The 19035-nt window shown below is 31.6% G+C and carries 15 protein-coding genes; 12 read left to right on the top strand and 3 right to left on the bottom strand.

What is annotated here, in order from left to right:
- The first annotated feature begins 151 nt into the window (after window positions 1-151).
- The 5 genes from MHZ36_RS02000 (at window position 152) to MHZ36_RS02020 (ending at window position 3908) form a co-directional block, all read left to right on the top strand.
- A complete protein-coding gene (locus MHZ36_RS02000; RefSeq protein WP_239229276.1) occupies window positions 152-586 on the top strand; it encodes a MarR family winged helix-turn-helix transcriptional regulator in 435 nt (144 codons plus the stop codon).
- Between the two features lie 64 nt (window positions 587-650).
- Entirely contained in the window at window positions 651-1607 is a 957-nt protein-coding gene (mhqE, locus tag MHZ36_RS02005; RefSeq protein ID WP_239229277.1) for a ring-cleaving dioxygenase MhqE, read from the top strand.
- 33 nt (window positions 1608-1640) lie between these two features.
- The gene (locus MHZ36_RS02010) at window positions 1641-2537 is read left to right on the top strand and encodes a VOC family protein (RefSeq protein ID WP_239229278.1); all 897 of its coding nucleotides are present in this window, start codon (window positions 1641-1643) and stop codon (window positions 2535-2537) included.
- A 45-nt stretch (window positions 2538-2582) separates the two neighbouring features.
- Window positions 2583-3179, top strand: coding sequence for a methylhydroquinone degradation carboxylesterase MhqD (gene mhqD, locus MHZ36_RS02015; protein ID WP_239229279.1), 597 nt, complete (start codon window positions 2583-2585; stop codon window positions 3177-3179).
- A 168-nt stretch (window positions 3180-3347) separates the two neighbouring features.
- Entirely contained in the window at window positions 3348-3908 is a 561-nt protein-coding gene (locus MHZ36_RS02020) for a cysteine hydrolase family protein (RefSeq protein WP_239229280.1), read from the top strand.
- Between the two features lie 407 nt (window positions 3909-4315).
- Here the strand turns inward: MHZ36_RS02020 and MHZ36_RS02025 are convergent, their stop codons facing one another.
- Window positions 4316-5731, bottom strand: a complete 1416-nt coding sequence (locus MHZ36_RS02025) for an anion permease (RefSeq protein WP_239229281.1) — start codon at window positions 5729-5731, stop codon at window positions 4316-4318.
- A gap of 613 nt (window positions 5732-6344) precedes the next feature.
- Here MHZ36_RS02025 and MHZ36_RS02030 point away from each other — a divergent pair.
- The gene (locus tag MHZ36_RS02030; RefSeq protein ID WP_239229634.1) at window positions 6345-8120 is read left to right on the top strand and encodes a cation:proton antiporter; all 1776 of its coding nucleotides are present in this window, start codon (window positions 6345-6347) and stop codon (window positions 8118-8120) included.
- Between the two features lie 188 nt (window positions 8121-8308).
- Here MHZ36_RS02030 and MHZ36_RS02035 read toward each other — a convergent pair whose 3' ends face one another.
- Together MHZ36_RS02035 and uptA are read right to left on the bottom strand one after the other, a co-directional pair.
- On the bottom strand, window positions 8309-10261 hold the full coding sequence (locus MHZ36_RS02035; RefSeq protein WP_239229282.1) for a fructose-1,6-bisphosphatase: 1953 nt from the start codon (window positions 10259-10261) through the stop codon (window positions 8309-8311).
- 1611 nt (window positions 10262-11872) lie between these two features.
- Window positions 11873-12481, bottom strand: coding sequence for an undecaprenyl phosphate transporter UptA (gene uptA, locus MHZ36_RS02040; protein WP_239229283.1), 609 nt, complete (start codon window positions 12479-12481; stop codon window positions 11873-11875).
- Between the two features lie 256 nt (window positions 12482-12737).
- Here uptA and MHZ36_RS02045 point away from each other — a divergent pair, with 256 nt between their 5' ends.
- The 6 genes from MHZ36_RS02045 to MHZ36_RS02070 all read left to right on the top strand — a co-directional run bounded on the left by MHZ36_RS02045 (window position 12738) and on the right by MHZ36_RS02070 (window position 19026).
- Window positions 12738-14015: a pyruvate MFS transporter gene (locus tag MHZ36_RS02045; protein ID WP_239229285.1), complete on the top strand. Its 1278-nt coding sequence runs from the start codon at window positions 12738-12740 to the stop codon at window positions 14013-14015.
- A 64-nt stretch (window positions 14016-14079) separates the two neighbouring features.
- A complete protein-coding gene (locus tag MHZ36_RS02050) occupies window positions 14080-14367 on the top strand; it encodes a putative quinol monooxygenase (RefSeq protein ID WP_239229286.1) in 288 nt (95 codons plus the stop codon).
- A 151-nt stretch (window positions 14368-14518) separates the two neighbouring features.
- Window positions 14519-15217: an acetolactate decarboxylase gene (gene budA / locus MHZ36_RS02055; protein ID WP_239229288.1), complete on the top strand. Its 699-nt coding sequence runs from the start codon at window positions 14519-14521 to the stop codon at window positions 15215-15217.
- A 340-nt stretch (window positions 15218-15557) separates the two neighbouring features.
- Entirely contained in the window at window positions 15558-17483 is a 1926-nt protein-coding gene (locus tag MHZ36_RS02060) for an FUSC family protein (RefSeq protein ID WP_239229290.1), read from the top strand.
- Between the two features lie 258 nt (window positions 17484-17741).
- Window positions 17742-18155: a DUF2188 domain-containing protein gene (locus tag MHZ36_RS02065; protein WP_239229291.1), complete on the top strand. Its 414-nt coding sequence runs from the start codon at window positions 17742-17744 to the stop codon at window positions 18153-18155.
- A 175-nt stretch (window positions 18156-18330) separates the two neighbouring features.
- On the top strand, window positions 18331-19026 hold the full coding sequence (locus MHZ36_RS02070; protein WP_239229292.1) for a GTP pyrophosphokinase: 696 nt from the start codon (window positions 18331-18333) through the stop codon (window positions 19024-19026).
- Window positions 19027-19035 lie beyond the last annotated feature (9 nt).

Consider the following 19035-nt stretch of genomic DNA (forward strand, 5'->3'; position numbering starts at 1 on the left):
GTTTATTTTAAAAAATAAATAGTATGCATAAAGGCTTTCAAATAGCCATTATTGCACATAAGTATATTTTTTATACTCAAACTGTTGACTTCTATATGGAACGGCGTTACAATTATCTCGAAATCGAAATAAATTGAAAGTTGGTGATGTGATGGAACGAACGACAGAGTCATTAAATGCATTTATTGGATTAAATAGAACAACGGATCATTTAGAACAGATTGTAAGAAAAGATGTTCAACGTTATGGTTTAAATGTTACTGAATTTGCAGTATTAGAACTACTATATAGTAAAGGTGAACAACCTATTCAGAAAATAGGTGAGCGTGTACTTATCGCAAGTAGTAGTATCACTTATGTAGTAGATAAGCTAGTTGAGAAAGGCTATGTTGAAAGAAGGCGTGATCAACAAGATAAACGTGTTACTAAAGCAGTAATAACGGAACAAGGTCACAAAATGATGGCAAGTATTTTTCCAGAACATGCTGAAACGCTCACATCAACCTTTTCAGTATTAACTGACGAAGAACTAGAAATCTTGCAACGCGCGTTAAAGAAATTAAGTGCTCAATCTACAGAGGATTAAAGCACTTAAAATTTTAAATAAAATTACTTCGAAATCGAGATAAATTCAAGGAGAGTGTTTAATTATGACAAACAATCAATTATTAGGAATCCACCATGTTACAGCAATTACAGATGATGCTGAAAGAAATTATAAATTTTTTACTGATGTACTAGGAATGAGACTTGTTAAAAAAACAGTGAATCAAGATGATATATATACGTATCATACTTTCTTTGCAGACGATGAAGGTTCACCAGGTACAGACATGACATTCTTTGATTTTCCAAATATACCGAAAGGCAAATCTGGTACAAATTCAATTACAAGACCTTCCTTTAGAGTCCCAGATGATGCAGCATTAAGCTATTATGAACAACGTTTTGATGAGTATGGTGTGAAACATGAAGGCATTCAAACTTTATTTAATAAAAAAGTCCTTCCTTTTGAAGAATCAGATGGACAAAAATATCAACTTGTATCAGATGAAAATAACAGTGGTGTAGCTCCAGGCAAACCTTGGTTAAACGGACCAGTACCAACTGATAAAGCAATTTATGGATTAGGACCTATTGAAATTACAGTGAGTTATTTTGAAGATTTCAAAAAAATATTAGAACAAATATACGGAATGAAAGCAATCGTTGAAGAACAAAATGTCGCTTTATTAGAAGTAGGAGATGGTGGTAATGGTGGCCAAGTTATCTTGAGAGAAGATACAACTAGTAATGAAGCGGTACAAGGATACGGTGAAGTTCATCATGTTTCATTTAGATTGAAAGACCATGAAGCAATTGCACAATGGGAACAAAAATATAAAGAAGTGGGAATTGGTAATTCAGGATTAGTAGATCGATTTTACTTTGAAGCATTATATGCTCGAATTGGTCATATATTGATTGAAGTTTCTACTGATGGACCTGGATTTATGGGTGACGAACCTTATGAAACACTTGGAGAAAATCTATCACTACCACCATTTTTAGAAAACCAACGTGATTATATAGAATCAGAAATTAGACCATTTAATACTAAACGCTAAAGAAAAAGTGAAACGCAAAGAGGAGTGTAGGCTATGGAAGCAATACAACATATTCATCACATTTCAGCAATTGTTGGTAATCCAGAAGAAAACATTGCATTTTACAGAGATGTTTTAAATTTGAAATTAATTAAAAAGACAGTGAATTTTGATGATCCGAGTACGTATCATTTATATTTTTCAAATAATAATGTAGATAATGGTACGATATTAACATTCTTTAATTGGCCAAATGAACATGTAGGACGTTCCGGAACAGGACAAGTTGGTACTATTGCTTTTAGAATACCTAAGGGTAAGCTAGAGGTGTGGGAGCGTCATTTAAAAAGACATGATATAACAGTTGAAGTTACAACATTGTTTGGGCAAGAAACGATACAATTTAAAGACGTGCACGGTTTATCACTCGCTCTTGTTGAAGATGATAAAGCATCAACTGGTAACGACATTATAGGTTTCCATGGTGTGACGATGTTGACTGAGAATCCAGTAGCTACAGCTTCAACTTTAGTAGATGATATGGGATTAGAACAAATTGATGAAGATGCAGCATATATTCATTTAGCAACTATAGGTGACTGGCGTCATCATGTCATGGTAAAAAAAGAGGGACCTGAAAATCGTGTTCGCTTCGGTGTGGGTGTTGTACATCATATTGCATGGTCTGTTCCAAACGATAAAGCACATAGTGCATGGCAAGCAAAAATGATTGGTAAAGGTTATCATGTTACTGAAGTGAAAGATCGTAATTACTTTAAAGCGATATATATGCGTGAACTTGGTGGTATTATCTTTGAATTTGCAACTGAGGGTCCAGGTTTTACAGTCGATGAACCGTTTGACAAATTAGGTGAGCGATTAATGATTCCACCACAATTTGAAGATAACAGAGAGTCGTTATTACGCCAATTACCACCAATTCGAATTTAATATGTGATTAACAAATAAGCTTAATTTGAAGGGAAGATGATATGGATGGAACATATTTTTAAACAAGGTAAGCCTAATGCACCTACGTTCATTTTATTACATGGTACTGGTGGCGATGAAAATGATTTAATCCCGTTAGCTTCAGCATTAAATGCAGATTATAATGTATTGAGTATTCGCGGTGAAGTTTCAGAAAATGGTATGAATCGTTTCTTTAAACGTCATGGCGAGGGTCAATATGATGTTGAAGATTTAAAATATAGAACTACGCGATTAGCTAATTTTATTAAAGAAGCCGCTAAAGAGTATGATTTTGATGTAGAACAATCCATTCCGGTTGGTTTTTCAAATGGTTCAAATATTGCAATTAGCATGATATTAAATGAATCGATATCATTTAAGGCAGCATTGTTGTATGCTCCATTATATCCATTAGATATAATGAATGAGAAAGATTTAAGTCATATGAAAGTGTTGCTTTCAATGGGGGAAAGAGATCCAATTGTAACAATGGAAGCAAGTAAACATGTTATATCATTATTTAAACAAACTGGTGCAGATGTTACTGAAGTATGGGTGAACAGTCACGAACTAACACAAACAGGTGTTATAGCTGGTCAGAAAGTAATTATGCAAAGTTAAATAGCTAGTGAAGTTGCACAAACAGCATCTAAGTATAGTAGATGCGTTGTTTGTGCAATTTTTTTGGTATTTAGCTATTACTATATAATTCAAAGTTTCGTAATTCTATTTTAAGTTGGATATAGTTTAATATAGAGTAAATATGTTTGAATTAAAGGAGTACATGACATGACAAAAAATAGTGCATTAATTGTAATGGATATGCAAAATGGAATTGTGAACGGTATAGAGCAAAATGAAGCGGTAATTAAAGCGAATCAACAGGCAATAGCTGCTGCACGCGCTCATAACGTTCCAGTTATTTTCGTTAGAGTCGCATTTACAGGTGATTACCTAGAAGTTTCTGAGAATAATAAAATGTTTTCACAATTTAAGGCGAGTGGTCAACCGATGTCTAAGTCGGATTCATCTACACAAATCATTGATGAATTACAATTACAATCAACGGACCCTGTTGTCGTAAAGCATCGATTAAGTGCTTTTACGGGTAGTAATTTGGAAGTGTTGCTACGTGATATGAATATTGAGCATATTGTATTGTCAGGTGTCAGTACGAGTGGTGTCGTATTATCAACAGCAGTTGAAGCAGCAGATAAAGATTATAAAATCACATTATTAAAAGATGCAGTCACAGATAATGATCAAGCTAAGCATCAATTTTTACTTGAGCAGATATTAACAAGATATGCAGCAATTGAATCGACAGCAACTTGGTCTAATAATTTATAAATAAGGTAGAAAGTGTCTGGGACATAAATACCAATCTCATAAAAAGAGGGTTAATCCTTTATGGATTAACCCTCTTTTTATTTAAAATCTTACGATTTTGACCGTGCATGCTTGCCTGGGGTATGGTTCGAGCCTGTAGTCTCTCACTCATACGATTCCCCTAGGCGTCAGCACGGTACAAAATCGGTACAATATATAGTTTATTATTCAAAAAATAAGGCCTTTTCGTATAATTTAATAAACACTACTAAACTAAATTAACGAGGTACCATGACTCAAATTACACTACCAATTGAAATTGACGTTTATTCTTTAGTTAGAGATGTTTATGTCCCAGACACTTTAAATTCCTATTACTTTCTCATGAATAATGAGACTTTAGGATTAATTTAAAAATAAGGCAACATTTACATTAAACCGATGATTTTCATCCATAATGATCCGATACCAAGCCAAACGATAAAATAAAAGATGGCCAAAATTGCATTCATAGTCCACCAGCGATTTTGTGTAACATAGCCTGCAGAATACAAGATTGGTGCAGGACCACTGCTATAATGTGTTGTTGACGCCATTAAGTTTCCAAAGAACCCTAACATCAATGCACTAAATAACGGAGGTGCTCCAGTGGCAATTGCTACACCGAGTAATGCAGAGTACATAGCACTAACATGCGCAGTTGAACTTGCGAATAAATAGTGTGAGTAGAAATAGAATAGGACTAAGATGATTAGCACAATTGGCCAACTTAATCCACCTAAGCTACCAGAAATCGACTTGCTTAACCATGGAATAAAGCCAAGTTCATTTAATTGATTTGCCATCATAACTAAGATAGAGAACCAAACTAAAGTATTCCAAGCACCTGTCTCATTTAAGATATCAGACCAAGCTAGTACACCAGTAATAAGTAATAAAGATAGAGCGATAAATGCTGTTAGTGTTGCATCAATATGTATGACGCTACCTAAAATCCATAAGATAAGTGCTATAAGAAAAATACCTATCATGAATTTTTCACTTTTGCTCATAACACCCATTTCTTCTAATTCATTTTGAGCCCATGATTTTGCATTTGGTGTTTCTTTAATTTCTGGTGGATATAATTTATAAATAATAAGTGGAACTAATATTAATGAAATGAGTCCTGGAACAAGCGCAGCTAGGAACCAACTCATCCATGAAATTGTTACACCTTGGTGTTTCGCTAGCGATTGAGCAAGTGGATTACCTGCCATAGCAGTTAAGAACATTGCTGCAGTAATCAAGTTTCCATGAAATTCTGTAAATATTAAAAATGAGCCCATTTTACGTTGTGTGCCATCTTCAGGTTTTGATCCAAAGGATCGAGACAGGGCATTGATAATCGGAAACATGATTCCACCTGCTCTTGCTGTATTACTTGGTGTTGCAGGAGCTAAAATTAAATCAACACCAATTAAAGAATAGCCCAAACCTAAAGTTTTCTTACCAAATAACTTTACGAATTGTAATGCAATACGACGACCTAAACCTGTTTTAACAAAGCCTCTAGAGATAAAGAAAGCCATAGCAATTAGCCAAATACTACTATTACCAAATCCAGCAACAGCGGTATCTATTTTGACCGTGTTAGTTAATACAGTTAAAGAAAACCCAATAATTGCAACTGCGCCAATAGGTAAGGGTTGTGTGATACAACCAATGATTGTCGCTACAAATATAGCAAACATATGCCATGCTGTTGCATCTACACCATCCGGTCGGAATGGGGTAATCAACCAAATGATAATACCGACCAATACAGGTAGGATAAATTGTTTATACTTAATATTTTGATTCACAATAGTTCACCTTTCTTCGCTTTCTATTTTAGTGATTGAAAATCGAACTTGGGGTTGAATTACCCACTATCAATGAAAGTAAAAGTAAAATGATGTATGTGAAACAATTTTTGTGAAAGGTTTGATTGATATACTTTCATAACTTCAATACAGTCATCTCATTTCTTTATTTATTGCTTAATTTATATAAAATTTTTCATAATAATTATAGAATTATGAAAACGCATTGTAAAGGTCTAAAAAATTGATTGTAATCAATATGAAAAGAGTTTGGAAAAGATAGCATAGTGGTAACAATCAAATGATAAGTTGTACGCTATTAATATAATTGTGACGGAATTGGTAATTTTGATTTGAGTTCAGGCATTGTCAATTGAATATATACCTATTTGGAATATTGATTACATCAGTGTCGCATCAACCATTTGAATAAAATTTGAAGTTACGGGTAGATAATGAAGGTTCTTTAAATGCGTTGAATGAAAATTTTTGGTAGGATATTTTCTTAATGCATTTTATGGGGAAATTGAAGGTGTTTTATTGCATTATTGAAGATGTTTTAAATTAAAAATAGAGAGAGGGAGTAAATGTGTCTTTATTAAATTTGCCATTAATGTTAGTGATTGTCATATTTTTAGCGTTGGGTATATTTAGCCAGTGGTTTGCCTCGCGTATTAAGTGGCCTTCTATTGTTGTAATGGCAATTGTCGGTCTATTAGTAGGTCCAGTGTTTGGGTTGATAAATCCTCAAGAAAGTTTGGGAGAATCGGTATTTAGTCCGTTAGTTTCTTTGGCGGTAGCTATTATCCTATTTGAAGGAAGTAGTAATTTAGATTTTAGAGAACTTAAAGGTATCTCGAAAGCAGTGGTACGAATTATTACTGTTGGTGCGGTCATCGCTTGGATACTTGGTTCTATTGCACTACATTTTGTGCTAGGATTTTCACTGTCGATTTCTTTAGTTTTAGGTGGATTGTTTTTAATTACAGGTCCAACGGTGATACAACCATTGTTAAAACAGGCCAAGGTACGCAAAAGTGTAGATTCAATTTTGAGATGGGAAAGTATCATTTTAGATCCAATAGGTCCAATGCTAGCATTGGGTGCGTTTTATGTATTTGAAATTATGGAACAAGGATTTAATTTACCAATATTATTCAGTTTTATTTTTAGATTAGTTATTGCAATTGTAATTGGATTTGCAGCATCGTATTTGTTTATGTGGTTAATCAAAAGAGACCTAATACCACAAAATCTAATGCCGCCGGTGCAATTAGTATTTATCTTATTAATCTTCGCAATATGTGATGAGTTTTTACCTGAATCCGGTTTATTGGCAGTTACTATATTTGGTTTAATGATGGCTCGAATGAAGCGCCATGATTTAATCTTTAAAGAATCGGATCATTTTATTGAAAATACATCATCAATCATGATTTCTACAGTGTTTATATTGATTACTTCATCTCTTACATTGGATGTATTGAAAAATGTTATTTCGTGGAAGCTCTTTATATTCTGTGCGGTAATGATTATTTTAGTAAGACCAATTTCAGTATTATTGGCGACCATCAATACAGAAATTTCAAAACGTGAAAGAGCCATGGTCTCTTTAATGGCACCTCGCGGTATTGTAGTGTTGACCGTAGCACAATTTTTTGCGGGATTGTTTGTTGAAAAAAATACGCCATTGGCAGAATATATTACACCTGTTACATTTGGTTTAGTATTTGTAACAGTGGTGATTTATGGATTTAGCTTTTTACCGTTAAGTAAAGTAATGCATTTATCTAGTAATGAACCACCTGGCGTTATCATAGTAGGGGAAAGTGAATTTTCATTTCATTTAGGAGCTAAACTAAGAGAACATAATATACCTGTCATGACTTTTAATCTTTTCGATAATACGTCTCAACGTGCAAAAGATTTGGATTTTGAAGTGTTTGAAGGTAATTTATTATCGAGTAGTGATCGCATTTATGCGGATATGACAAGATATAATAAATGTCTGCTTATGACACAATCATTTGTGTTTAACAGTTTAGCATTTAATGAACTTGTTCCAGAATTTGGTTTGAACAATGTGGACATTATGCCAGTTTCATTTAGTGATGAACATGCACGAACAAACTTAGATGGGCCAATACGTAATCACATATTATTTGATTGGCACTTTACAGCGCACTGGTTCAATAGATTTATTACACAACATAATATATTGGAGTTACCAATTGATCAAAAAGACCAACTCACAGATAATGATATGATTTTATACCATATTAGTAGTAATAATGTGGTTAATTTCAAACGAATTAATAATAATCCATTGGATAATGAAAATGGTGTGATTGGTTACTTGAAAGATGCGTATTTACATCAAAATATCTAATTGATATAGAATTAATATGTATTAAAAAAGAGAGCTAATTGAAGTTTGTTATAAATTTCAATCTGCTCTCTTTTTATTATATTTGAATATACTGATGATGGTTTGGACTAACTACTTCAATTTGATTTAGAGTATCATTTTAAAAATCAATCAAGACTTATTTAAGAAAGTCCCTTGTAATGCTAAATTTATTGTACAAAACGGTCATGCATAAGCTCTTTAAGAATATTGATTTTCTCTTGTATTTCTTCGCCTGTATTTGTATCACGAATTTTTTTACGTTTTAATTCTTTATCAACAACACGACGTATTGATAACTCGTCAGCACCATTTAATAATACATGCTTCTTGGAATTAAAATGTTGATGAGCAACGAGTTGCATACCGAATGAATTATAGAGTAGCGTATAGCCGGCAATACCTGTTGTGGATTGATAGGCTTTAGAAAAACCACCATCTATAACAATCATTTTTCCATCAGCTTTGATTGGATTTTCGCCATCTATTTCTTTGACTGGGGTATGACCATTAATTATATGACCTTGTTCTGGATCGAGACCAAAGTTCTTCAACATTTTTTTACACATATTAACATCTTCGCGTAAATGATAATAAGGATTTTTGGTTTCTTTATGGGCAGTTTTGTCTGAAATAAAATAACGTTCAAACGTAGTCATTGCACGTTTACCAAATAATGATGAATATTTTCCTGTCCATAGGTACCATACTAGGTCTGTCGCCAAATCATCTTGTACATCTTTATTGTCGAAGCTCTCTCTTACGTATGACTCGAAGTGATCTAATAATTCTCTACCATAATATTTCACACCGTCAATCGTCATAGATTCCATTTCACCATTTTCATCAACAGGAATACAACCATGAATTAATAAATTGCCATTATAAGGTAAGTACAGTTTACCTTTTTGCATTAAGAATGTCATATGACGTTTTAATTTTTCGGATTGTTGTACTGATAATAGAAGTTTATCCATAACTTCTTTTTCTTCATCAATTAATTGATTTGGATTTTCAGGATTTACAGTTTGGAAACATGTATTTTCAAGATTATATGTTTTGCCATAAAGTGTTGCTTCGTTCTTATCATAGTCAATACTTTCAAGTACTAAACGTTCTTCCATTTCAAAATTTGGACGTCTCTTGATGATAGGTGCTTCTAATTTAAATTGAATAATTGCTATGGCTTGGTGTATTTTTGTAATTTGTTCTAATTCTCTATCTGTTAAATCTTCATAATTTTTGGGTTTAAATGCTTTATTTGTTCCATCATAGTATTTTTCAGCAAGTGTAAGTAATGGACGCAAATTAATACCATACGCATCTTCAATAATATCGAGATTGTCGTAGCGCGCACATATTCTTAATAGGTTTGCTAAACATACCTTCGATCCAGCATACGCACCAATCCATAAAACATCATGATTTCCCCACTGAATGTCGACAGATGGATAATCAATTAAAGTTTCCATAATTTTATCTGGATCTGGTCCACGATCATAAATATCCCCGACAACATGTAAGTGATTTACAACCAAATGTTGTACGGTAAATGATAAACCAATAATCAAATCATCTGATTGCTCTAAATCGATAATTTGATTGATTAACTTGTCATAGTAAGATTTCTTGTTGTTATATTTATTACTTTTATATAATAGCTCTTCAATAATAAACACATAATTTTTAGGCAATGATTTACGCAATTTTGTGCGTGTATATTTTGAAGATGCGTAAGTAATTAGTTTAATGAGTCGATTAATTGTTGTAATGTACCATTCATTTAGTTCGGATTTTGAATTAAAACTATTTTTAACTAAATTTAATTTTTCTTCTGGATAGTAAACAAGGGCAGCAAACTCATTAATTTCCTTACGTGTTAATGTATCTTGAAAAATATCATTAATTTTTGATCTGACATTTCCAGAACCATTACGGAGTACATGTTGGAATGAATGGAACTCACCATGTAGGTCACTCACAAAGTGTTCTGTGCCTTTTGGTAGTTCTAAAATAGACTCTAAATTAATAATTTCTGTAGCTAATTCCTCTTTGTTGTTAAATTGTTCTGCAAGTAAATCTAAATATCTGCTCTTTACGCTTTTATCTGTTGTTCTTGGCATTATTAGTGTCACTCCAGTTGATTTATTTTCGTATAAAAAACACCATTGCAAGCGTTTTCTCTAATTGATTATATTGTAGCATTAAATGGATTATATTTGTCTAGTACATATTATATTATGAACAATGCATAAATTCTAAAATATGGATTGGACTTTTGTTATTTTTGTTTGTGCTTAAATATAAAGTTGGAAAATAATAGTAAATAATCACTTTATGGCTTTAAAAACACCTATGTTACTCAAATATAATATTTTGCCTATTTTGTATAAAGGTTTTGTATTATATAAAATGCTGACGAATAGATATAGGATTATATTACTTTAATAGAGTATAATTACTATATTTGTTTTTGATGCTACAAACACCTTTATATAGGCGTTTATAGTGGTTTTATGTGAAAAAACAGAAAATTTTTACAAAAAAATTGCATAAACCACTTTAAAATTTTTCATGATTTTGTATAATAAATGCATGTAACAAAATTATAAGGGAGTTATTTTTTTAGTTTACATTGGGGTTGAAAATACTGATTAAATAATAGTGAAGTGAAAATACTTATTTGTTAACCTTTTCAGTAATTATTATAAATCATACTTTCCTTAGGAATATTAATTTTTGTTAAGTTGTCGATTATAAAAAGGGGTAATTGACTAGCAAGCATTAATGAATATTTTCATTGTTACTATGGTTTGAATAAGTGATTTTACTACGCAATACATAGTAGTTACGTTACAGTTATGATTATTGTTATTTTTTGAATTTAAATATAAATTCTTTGCGAAAAGGTTATGCATTATCACAAGGTACATCTTCTAGATGTCTCATGTCAATTGCTTTTGTGATGAATGTTATCGCAACGTTTAAGTACAGGGTAGATATTATATATTCAAAATATAAAAAACGTTAAAATCACTTGTCTTAGTGTCTTTATATAGGAAGGATAAGTCACATAGGTAAATTTAATTATCTGTCATGTCGGTACAGAATATTCACTTTGTGAATTTATTTATCTGTGTATTCAATGTTTATACAATATGAATGAAGTGCATTTTGTATAAACTTGAACACTTCGACATCATAATTTAAAAGGGGTTAAGTTATGATGCAATATTATCAGTAAGGTTAATGTTTAGTGCTGATTCGCTAATGTTAACGACAAGGGAGAAATAAATTGAACGGTTTTGGCTAACTTCTAAAGGGGGAGTTAGTCTTTTTTATATTTAAAATCTCAAGGTTTTGTACGTGACTGTCTATGAAATGGTTCGAGCTATCACTCATACAACCGTCTTAAGGGTGAACACGTTACAAAATCGGAACAATACACTTATTAATATAAAATTATATTTGTTTACGAAATATTTTGCCCAGAATACTCAGGAAGCAATGCCAGTTGAAAAAACAGTTTGAGACGACAGTGCAGTACGAGAAGTTACAATTTGAAAAATATAAAAAGCGAGTAAATGCGTTTTTAAACGCATTTACTCGCTTTTTTATTAGGATTTATGTCCCAGACTCAAACTGTAGTTTGATGGTAAACATTTAATGGAAAACGATGGAAGTGCTTAACACTAGCAATACAAGCCTATTTTTTGTTAAATAGGTTGCTAATGTTAACTAACACGATCTTTCTTAAATAAGCGAATAAGTACATAAATAATAGCAATAGCAATAATGACATACATAATATAAGAATATGTATGTAAACCGTTCATTAAAGCGTCCCAACTCCCACTTAACATTTTGCCTAAATAAATTAATGCAAAATTCCAAATCGTTGTTCCGATTAAAGACAAAATCATAAAGATAATAACGTTCATTCTATTGATGCCAGCAGGAATAGTAATTAAAACACGTAATACAGGAATAAAGCGACATATAAAAACTGCAAGCGTACCATATTTTTTAAACCAAACATTGGCGCGTTCAACGTCTTTTCCTTTTAATTTTATCCACTTACCATACTTATCTACAAAACGATACAATTTTTCTTCTGAAACGAGTCTACTGATATAATATAAAATTAGTAAACCAATTAAAGATGAAACAGTAGAAATTATAAAAAGCATTGGGATAGTTAAATCTGATTTTACAGACATTAATCCGGCAAAGGTTAAAATAATTTCAGAAGGAATAAAAGGTAAAATATTTTCAAAAAGTATTAGTATAGCGATTGCAACATAACCCCAGGTACTTATAAAACTCGTTAATATTTGTTCCATAATAAAACAGTAAACTCCTTTGATATTGAGCATTTTAAATATAATGAAATATAAAAGCACATGTCTTTATTATAATCTAAATTTTAAATCTCTGCAGAAAAAATCAGTAGTACTTTAGTATGAATTAAACAATGATTTAAAGAATGTCCCAATTATAAAAATAGTTATTGTAAGCGATTACATATTGTGGTAATATCTAGAGAAACAATAGGTCATATGATGACTTGTAACTTTAGGGAGAAAGTGTGGAGAGTATATGGTAGAGAAGAAGTCGAATATTAGGTGGTATTTTGCAATTGCATTCTTCATTATTGGAGTTATTGCTTATATGGACCGTTCAAATATATCAATAATTGCTGGTCCAATGATGGAAGATTTACACATGAATAAGACACAATTTGGATTATTAGCGTCATTTTTCTCATTGGGATATGCCTTAATGCAAGTACCTTCAGGATTTTTAGCAGAAAAGTTTGGTTCTAAAAAAATGTTAACGATTGCGTTAGTTTGGTGGAGTGCATTTACGATTTTAACGGGTGTAGTTAAAAATCATGGTTTATTATACGCAGTTCGTTTCTTATTTGGAATCGGGGAAGCACCGATGTATCCGTCGAATGCAGTGTTCAATTCTTTTTGGTTTTCAAAAGGTGAAAAGGGACGTGCTTCAAGCGTACTATTAGCAGGTTCATATTTTGGTCCAGTAATTGCACCTGTTGTAACGATTGCTATTGTAAATATGTTTGGATGGCAAGCGGTGTTTTACATTTTTGGTCTTGTAGGACTTTTAATTTCGGTTCTTTGGGTAGTTATTGCAAAAGATTTACCAGAACAGCATAAAATGGTCAACGAAGCGGAAAAACGTTATATCATGGAAAATCGTGATGTTATCAAAACGGAAAAGTCAAATGCACCATGGAATTTATTCTTTAAACGTTTTAGTTTTTACGCAATTGCAGCACAATACTTTGTTGTTCAGTTTGTTGTTTCTTTATTCCTAATATGGTTACCGACTTATTTATCTGAACAATATCATGTTAAATTAAGTGATCCAGATATGGCATGGGCAGCAGGTGCACCATGGATTGCAATGTTTGTTTTAATTCTGTTTGGTGGAGCAATCTCTGATAAATTATTACAAAGTGGAAAATCACGATTTGTAGCTAGAGCATCAATTGCGATTATCGGATTTATTATTTTTAGTATTTCATTATTTATGTCGATTCAAGCAGAGAGTTTAGTAGTGAATGTTTTTTGGCTATCACTATGTTTGGGTGGTATAGGTATCGCAACTGGCATGAGTTGGGCAGCTGCAACAGATTTAGGTCGAAATTTCTCAGGTTCTGTATCAGGTTGGATGAACTTATGGGGCAACATCGGCGCATTATTAAGCCCACTACTTGCTGGTATGATGGTTGATATTGTTGGGTGGACAATGACACTTGAACTTGTAATTATTCCTGTTATTTTTGCGATTATTATGTGGTTCTTTGTATCACCTGATAAACCACTTTTAATTGAGAAAAAAGATTTATAAAGTTTGTAATCATTGCAATAGGGAAAGAATTGAGTATAATTGATTACCCTAGGAGGGAATATAAATGATTACAATTAATGCCATTATGAAAGTAGATCCAGCACAGCGCGATAATTATTTAGAATTAGTAAAACCTTTAGTGGAAGGTGCAAATAATGAATCTGGTTCATTATTCTATCAACATTTTGAACAAACAAATGAACCTAACACATTTGCTTTTATTGAACGCTATGAAAATGAAGCTGCAGTTGAAGCACATAATAATTCTGCACATTTTCAACATTTTTTCAAAGAAGTAAGCCAATATTTAGTAGAAAAACCAGAAATTAAAGTATTGCAAGATAAAGCTTAATCGAAATAAAGTGCCTAGATGATATATAAGCATCTAGGCTTTTTTATGTTATAAGCGCGATACTATTCTAAATGAAATAAAGCGTGTATAATTTTAATGTGATTAATATGTAATATCTTTGATAAAGAGATGAAAAAGGAGAGAATACGCTATGTTATATCAACATGGTACTTTGGGAACTTTAATGGCTGGTTTATTAGAGGGGACAGCGCCAATTTCGGATATATTAAAAAAAGGAGATTTAGGTATTGGAACATTAACTGGTTGTGATGGTGAAGTTATCATATTAAATGGTGTTGCATATCATGCTGATGCGCGAGGTGGTTTCAGACAACTAGATGGAACGGAATGTACACCCTATGCAACGGTAACACCTTTCCAAGCAGATGAATCTTATTTTGTACGTCATATAACAGATGCGAACACGCTTTTAGATGATATGAAAAGACGTGCAGCAAGCGAAAATATATTTTTTGCGATTAAGATAACAGGTAAATTTGAAACGATGCACGTTAGAATGATGCCAAAACAAGAAAAGCCATACACAAAACTTAAATATTCTGCAGATAAGCAACCGGAATTTATATATGAACAAATAAATGGTACTGTAGTTGGTTTCTATACACCTGAATTATTCCATGGTATTGCAGCTAGTGGTTTTCATCTACATTTTGTTAATGAAGATAAAACAGTAGGTGGACATATTTTAGATTTCGAACTCAATAGTGGTGCAATAGATATCAGTAATATCGAAACATTAGAACAGCATTTTCCGGTAAATAATCAAGCATTTTTAGAATCAACAATAGATCATTCAACAGTAGCTGAAGATATAAATGAAATAGAATAGTTAGTTATTAAGTAAATGTATATTACATTTTAATTTTATTAGAAATATTTTTAGAAAATGAAAGTGGGTAACAATAATTTATGTTATTTATAGGAACTAGAAGAATATTGGAAAAATGATAAAATAAGAAAGTAACACTTTTACTGACCGAAGTTATTTTTTTCCAATATTCAATGTTCTAAATTCATATTAGTTAAAGTAAATGCCTTAAAATTAAGTTGCAAAATTCAACGTGTTGTATCAAGAACATATTATTTTTTCGAATCAAATTGATTGTTTTTAAATGCAACAAACAAGCAATACTAACAATCTATTAACAAATTAATAAAAGGAGATGCTTATGTCAACATTGATTAAATACTTAAAATCCTTAATTCGAGTCAATACAATGAAAATCGATGTTGCTAAGGGAATTAGACAATGTATTTTGATGTTAATCCCACTGTTCGTAGGTTATTTCACCAATCATTTTTCTACTGGATTATTGATTGCTACAGGAACATTAGCACATATTTATGTTTTTGGTGGACCTGCACAAGCAAAGCTTCGTGTTGTATTATTCTCGACTATTGGCTTATCAATTGCCATGATGCTTGGTACCATTGCTGTAAATCAACCGCTTATATTTGGTGTGCTTTTGCTAGTTATAACTGTGATTCCATATTACATTTTCAGTTCACTAAATATACCTGGACCTTCTTCAATATTTTTTATCGTGGCATTCAGTTTGCCAATCAACCTTCCTTTTGCACCAGAAGATGCATTGTATAGAGGTTTATGCATGTTTGTAGGTGGCTTAATTGCTACTTTGATGGTGCTTATAACAATCATTATTTCCCGGGAAACAGCAGAAATGAAAGCAATAAAAAATGACTTTAATATGATAAAACAGTTGGTTCATAATTTTGATAATCCTGAAGCGTTTCAAAAAGCTTCTCAATTTGCAGTTACAGCGTTTAGAAATTCTGATAATCAATTGATTACATCAAGTACTGCAAAATCAAAAGGCTCACCACGATTTCAACGTATATTACTGTTACATAATACAGCACAAGGTATTTTTTCAGAGCTATTAGAGCTCAATGAAAAAAATGCGCGTCCATTACCTAAAGAGATAAAGGAAATGGCGGATTTTGTAATTAAATTAGTATTTTCAAAACGTATGGGAAGAAATCAATGGACTGAAAAAGTGGAATTTGATGATCAATATAAAAATTTGGTCGATAATATATTTAAAGTTGATGAAATTATGAATGCAGATCAAGAAAGCGTAGAACATGAAGTTGATTATAGAATGCCGCTATATGGCCATCGATTAATCAATAATTTAACTTTAGATTCTTTTACATTTAGAAGTACACTTCGTTATACGGTGATTATGGGTATTTCAATTTTTATTGCTTTGATGTTCGACTTTGATAAGGCTTATTGGATACCTTTAAGCACGCATACAATACTATTAGGTTCGACAACATTACAAAGTTTTGAGCGTGCGGGCGCTAGAGGTGTGGGCACAATACTAGGTGTGCTCGTACTTTCACTTATTCTATTATCAGCACCCCCGATACCAATAGCTATTATATTACTAGCTGTCACTGCAGGATTAACTGAGATGTTAGTTGGTGCTAACTATTCAATAGCAGTCATATTTATTACGATACAAGTTCTGTTATTAAATGGGTTAGCTTCACAGCACTTATCGATTCAAATTGCATTCCCTAGAATTATAGACGTAATTGTAGGTATTTTGATAGCAGTTGTCTGCTTATTACTTATTGGTAAAAAAACAGCATCTTCAATGTTACCCAAAACATTAGTAGATGTAGCGCGTAATGAAGCGGTTATGTTTCATTATTTATTTTCGAGTAATCAGTATAAATCAATTGATTACGAAAAAAATGAAATGCTAAAGTTAAGCGTTAAATTAAATAATATGATTCAAGTTTACAATAGTGCAAATGGGGAGTTGTTTAGTAATAAGCAAGCAATTCAATATTATTACCCAAGCATGTATGCATTAGAGGAATTAAACTTTATATTTAGAAGGGCATTAAACAATGAACAACGCTATCACATTTCAGATGAAACTATGGCTCAATATTTACTCATCTTTGAAAATATTGCTAAACATTTTGAAAGAGGTACGAATATTAAAGTACAATCCATACCCGAGTTACCTCAATACACTTATATTACAAATGCATTAGATCATATTCAAAATAATTGTATTAATGCGAGAAAAAACATTTCTCTTTTACATCAATAAAAATAATTAAGACCAATCTGTATTTATGTCAGATTGGTCTTTTTGGCATATTGAAAAACTATGGAAAGATATTTTAATAAAATAGTATTAATAAATATGGCTTTTTGAAGACTGACGGTTGTGTGAACATATATAGAAGGAGGTCTAAAAAGATATTATTTTAGCTTATTATAAATCTAAACCACTATTTTAAAACTGTTTAATATATTTAAAAAAGAGGTATTTAATATGTATTAAAGCAAAGATAGGAGTTTTTTTATGCCTTGGACCATGGATGATTACCCTCAAAGTTGGAAGAATTTAGATACTCTAGAACGTAAAAAAGCGATTGATATCGGTAATGCAATGTTAAAAGACGGTTATCAAGAAGATAGAGTTATTCCAATTGCAACAAAACAGGCTGAATCTTGGTATAAAGATGCATCTGAAAATGAATTAAAAGCATTAAAACATAAAAAAATTAAAAAACATGAAAAAGATAACGCATCAAATCCTAAATTAAATGAAAAAGATGTGCATGTATATTTCGAAGATAATGTGTGGAAAATTAAATCAGATGGAGCAAAACAAGCTTCTGACAGTTTCGATAAAAAGGAAGATGCAATGAAAAGAGCAAGAAATATTGCTGATAATAGGTCTACAGAAATTATAGAACATAAGAAAGATGAATAATAATTAGATAGAAGTATTGTACTAATTAATGCAAAAAAATGTTTTTACATTTTTAGTATTTAAATAGAATTATTTAGTAAAAAAATAAAAGGTGCAAATGAATTTTACAATTAAAAGGAATCGTAATTTTAAAAAGAGATATGGATTATGATTGTATTAAATGGAGGCACAATGCATGTATATGGAAAGGAAATCTTCACTAAACATTGAAGATTTGAAAGAAGAATTTAAAGAGAACTTAGGACAGTTTAGTAATAGTGAATCTGCTTTTGATATGTTGATTGGTTTTGTCGAACTAGAACAATTATATTCTTCTGCATTAAAAGAAATTAGTACTAAATTAGATATATTAGATGATCATTTTCAACAACTGTATAAACATAATCCAATCCATCATATGGAAAGACGTGTGAAAGATCTTCGTAGCTTGATTTATAAATTAAAACGAAAGGGTTGTGAGATATCTTCGGAATCGGCGAAAACACATATTCAAGATATAGCGGGTATTCGAGTAGTTTGTAATTATATTGATGATATTTATGTGATAGAATCGCTCTTATTAAAACAAGATGATGTTAAATTAATCAAGCGTAAGGACTATATTCAAAACCCTAAAGATAATGGGTATCGTAGTTTACATGTTGTTGTATCGGTACCTGTATTTTTAGCGCATTCTTTGGAAATCGTTCCTGTAGAGATTCAAATAAGAACGATTGGTATGGATATGTGGGCAAGTTTGGAACATAAAATACGATATAAAAATGATACAAATACGGAAAAATATCGTGACGTATTAAAACAATGTGCCAATGATATAACAGCTGTTGAAGGTAAAATGCAAAATATTAGAACTGAAGTATTTGATGTGTGAAGTGTTTAA

It is taken from the genome of Staphylococcus sp. ACRSN, from assembly GCF_022346615.1.
Classification (GTDB): Bacteria; Bacillota; Bacilli; order Staphylococcales; family Staphylococcaceae; genus Staphylococcus.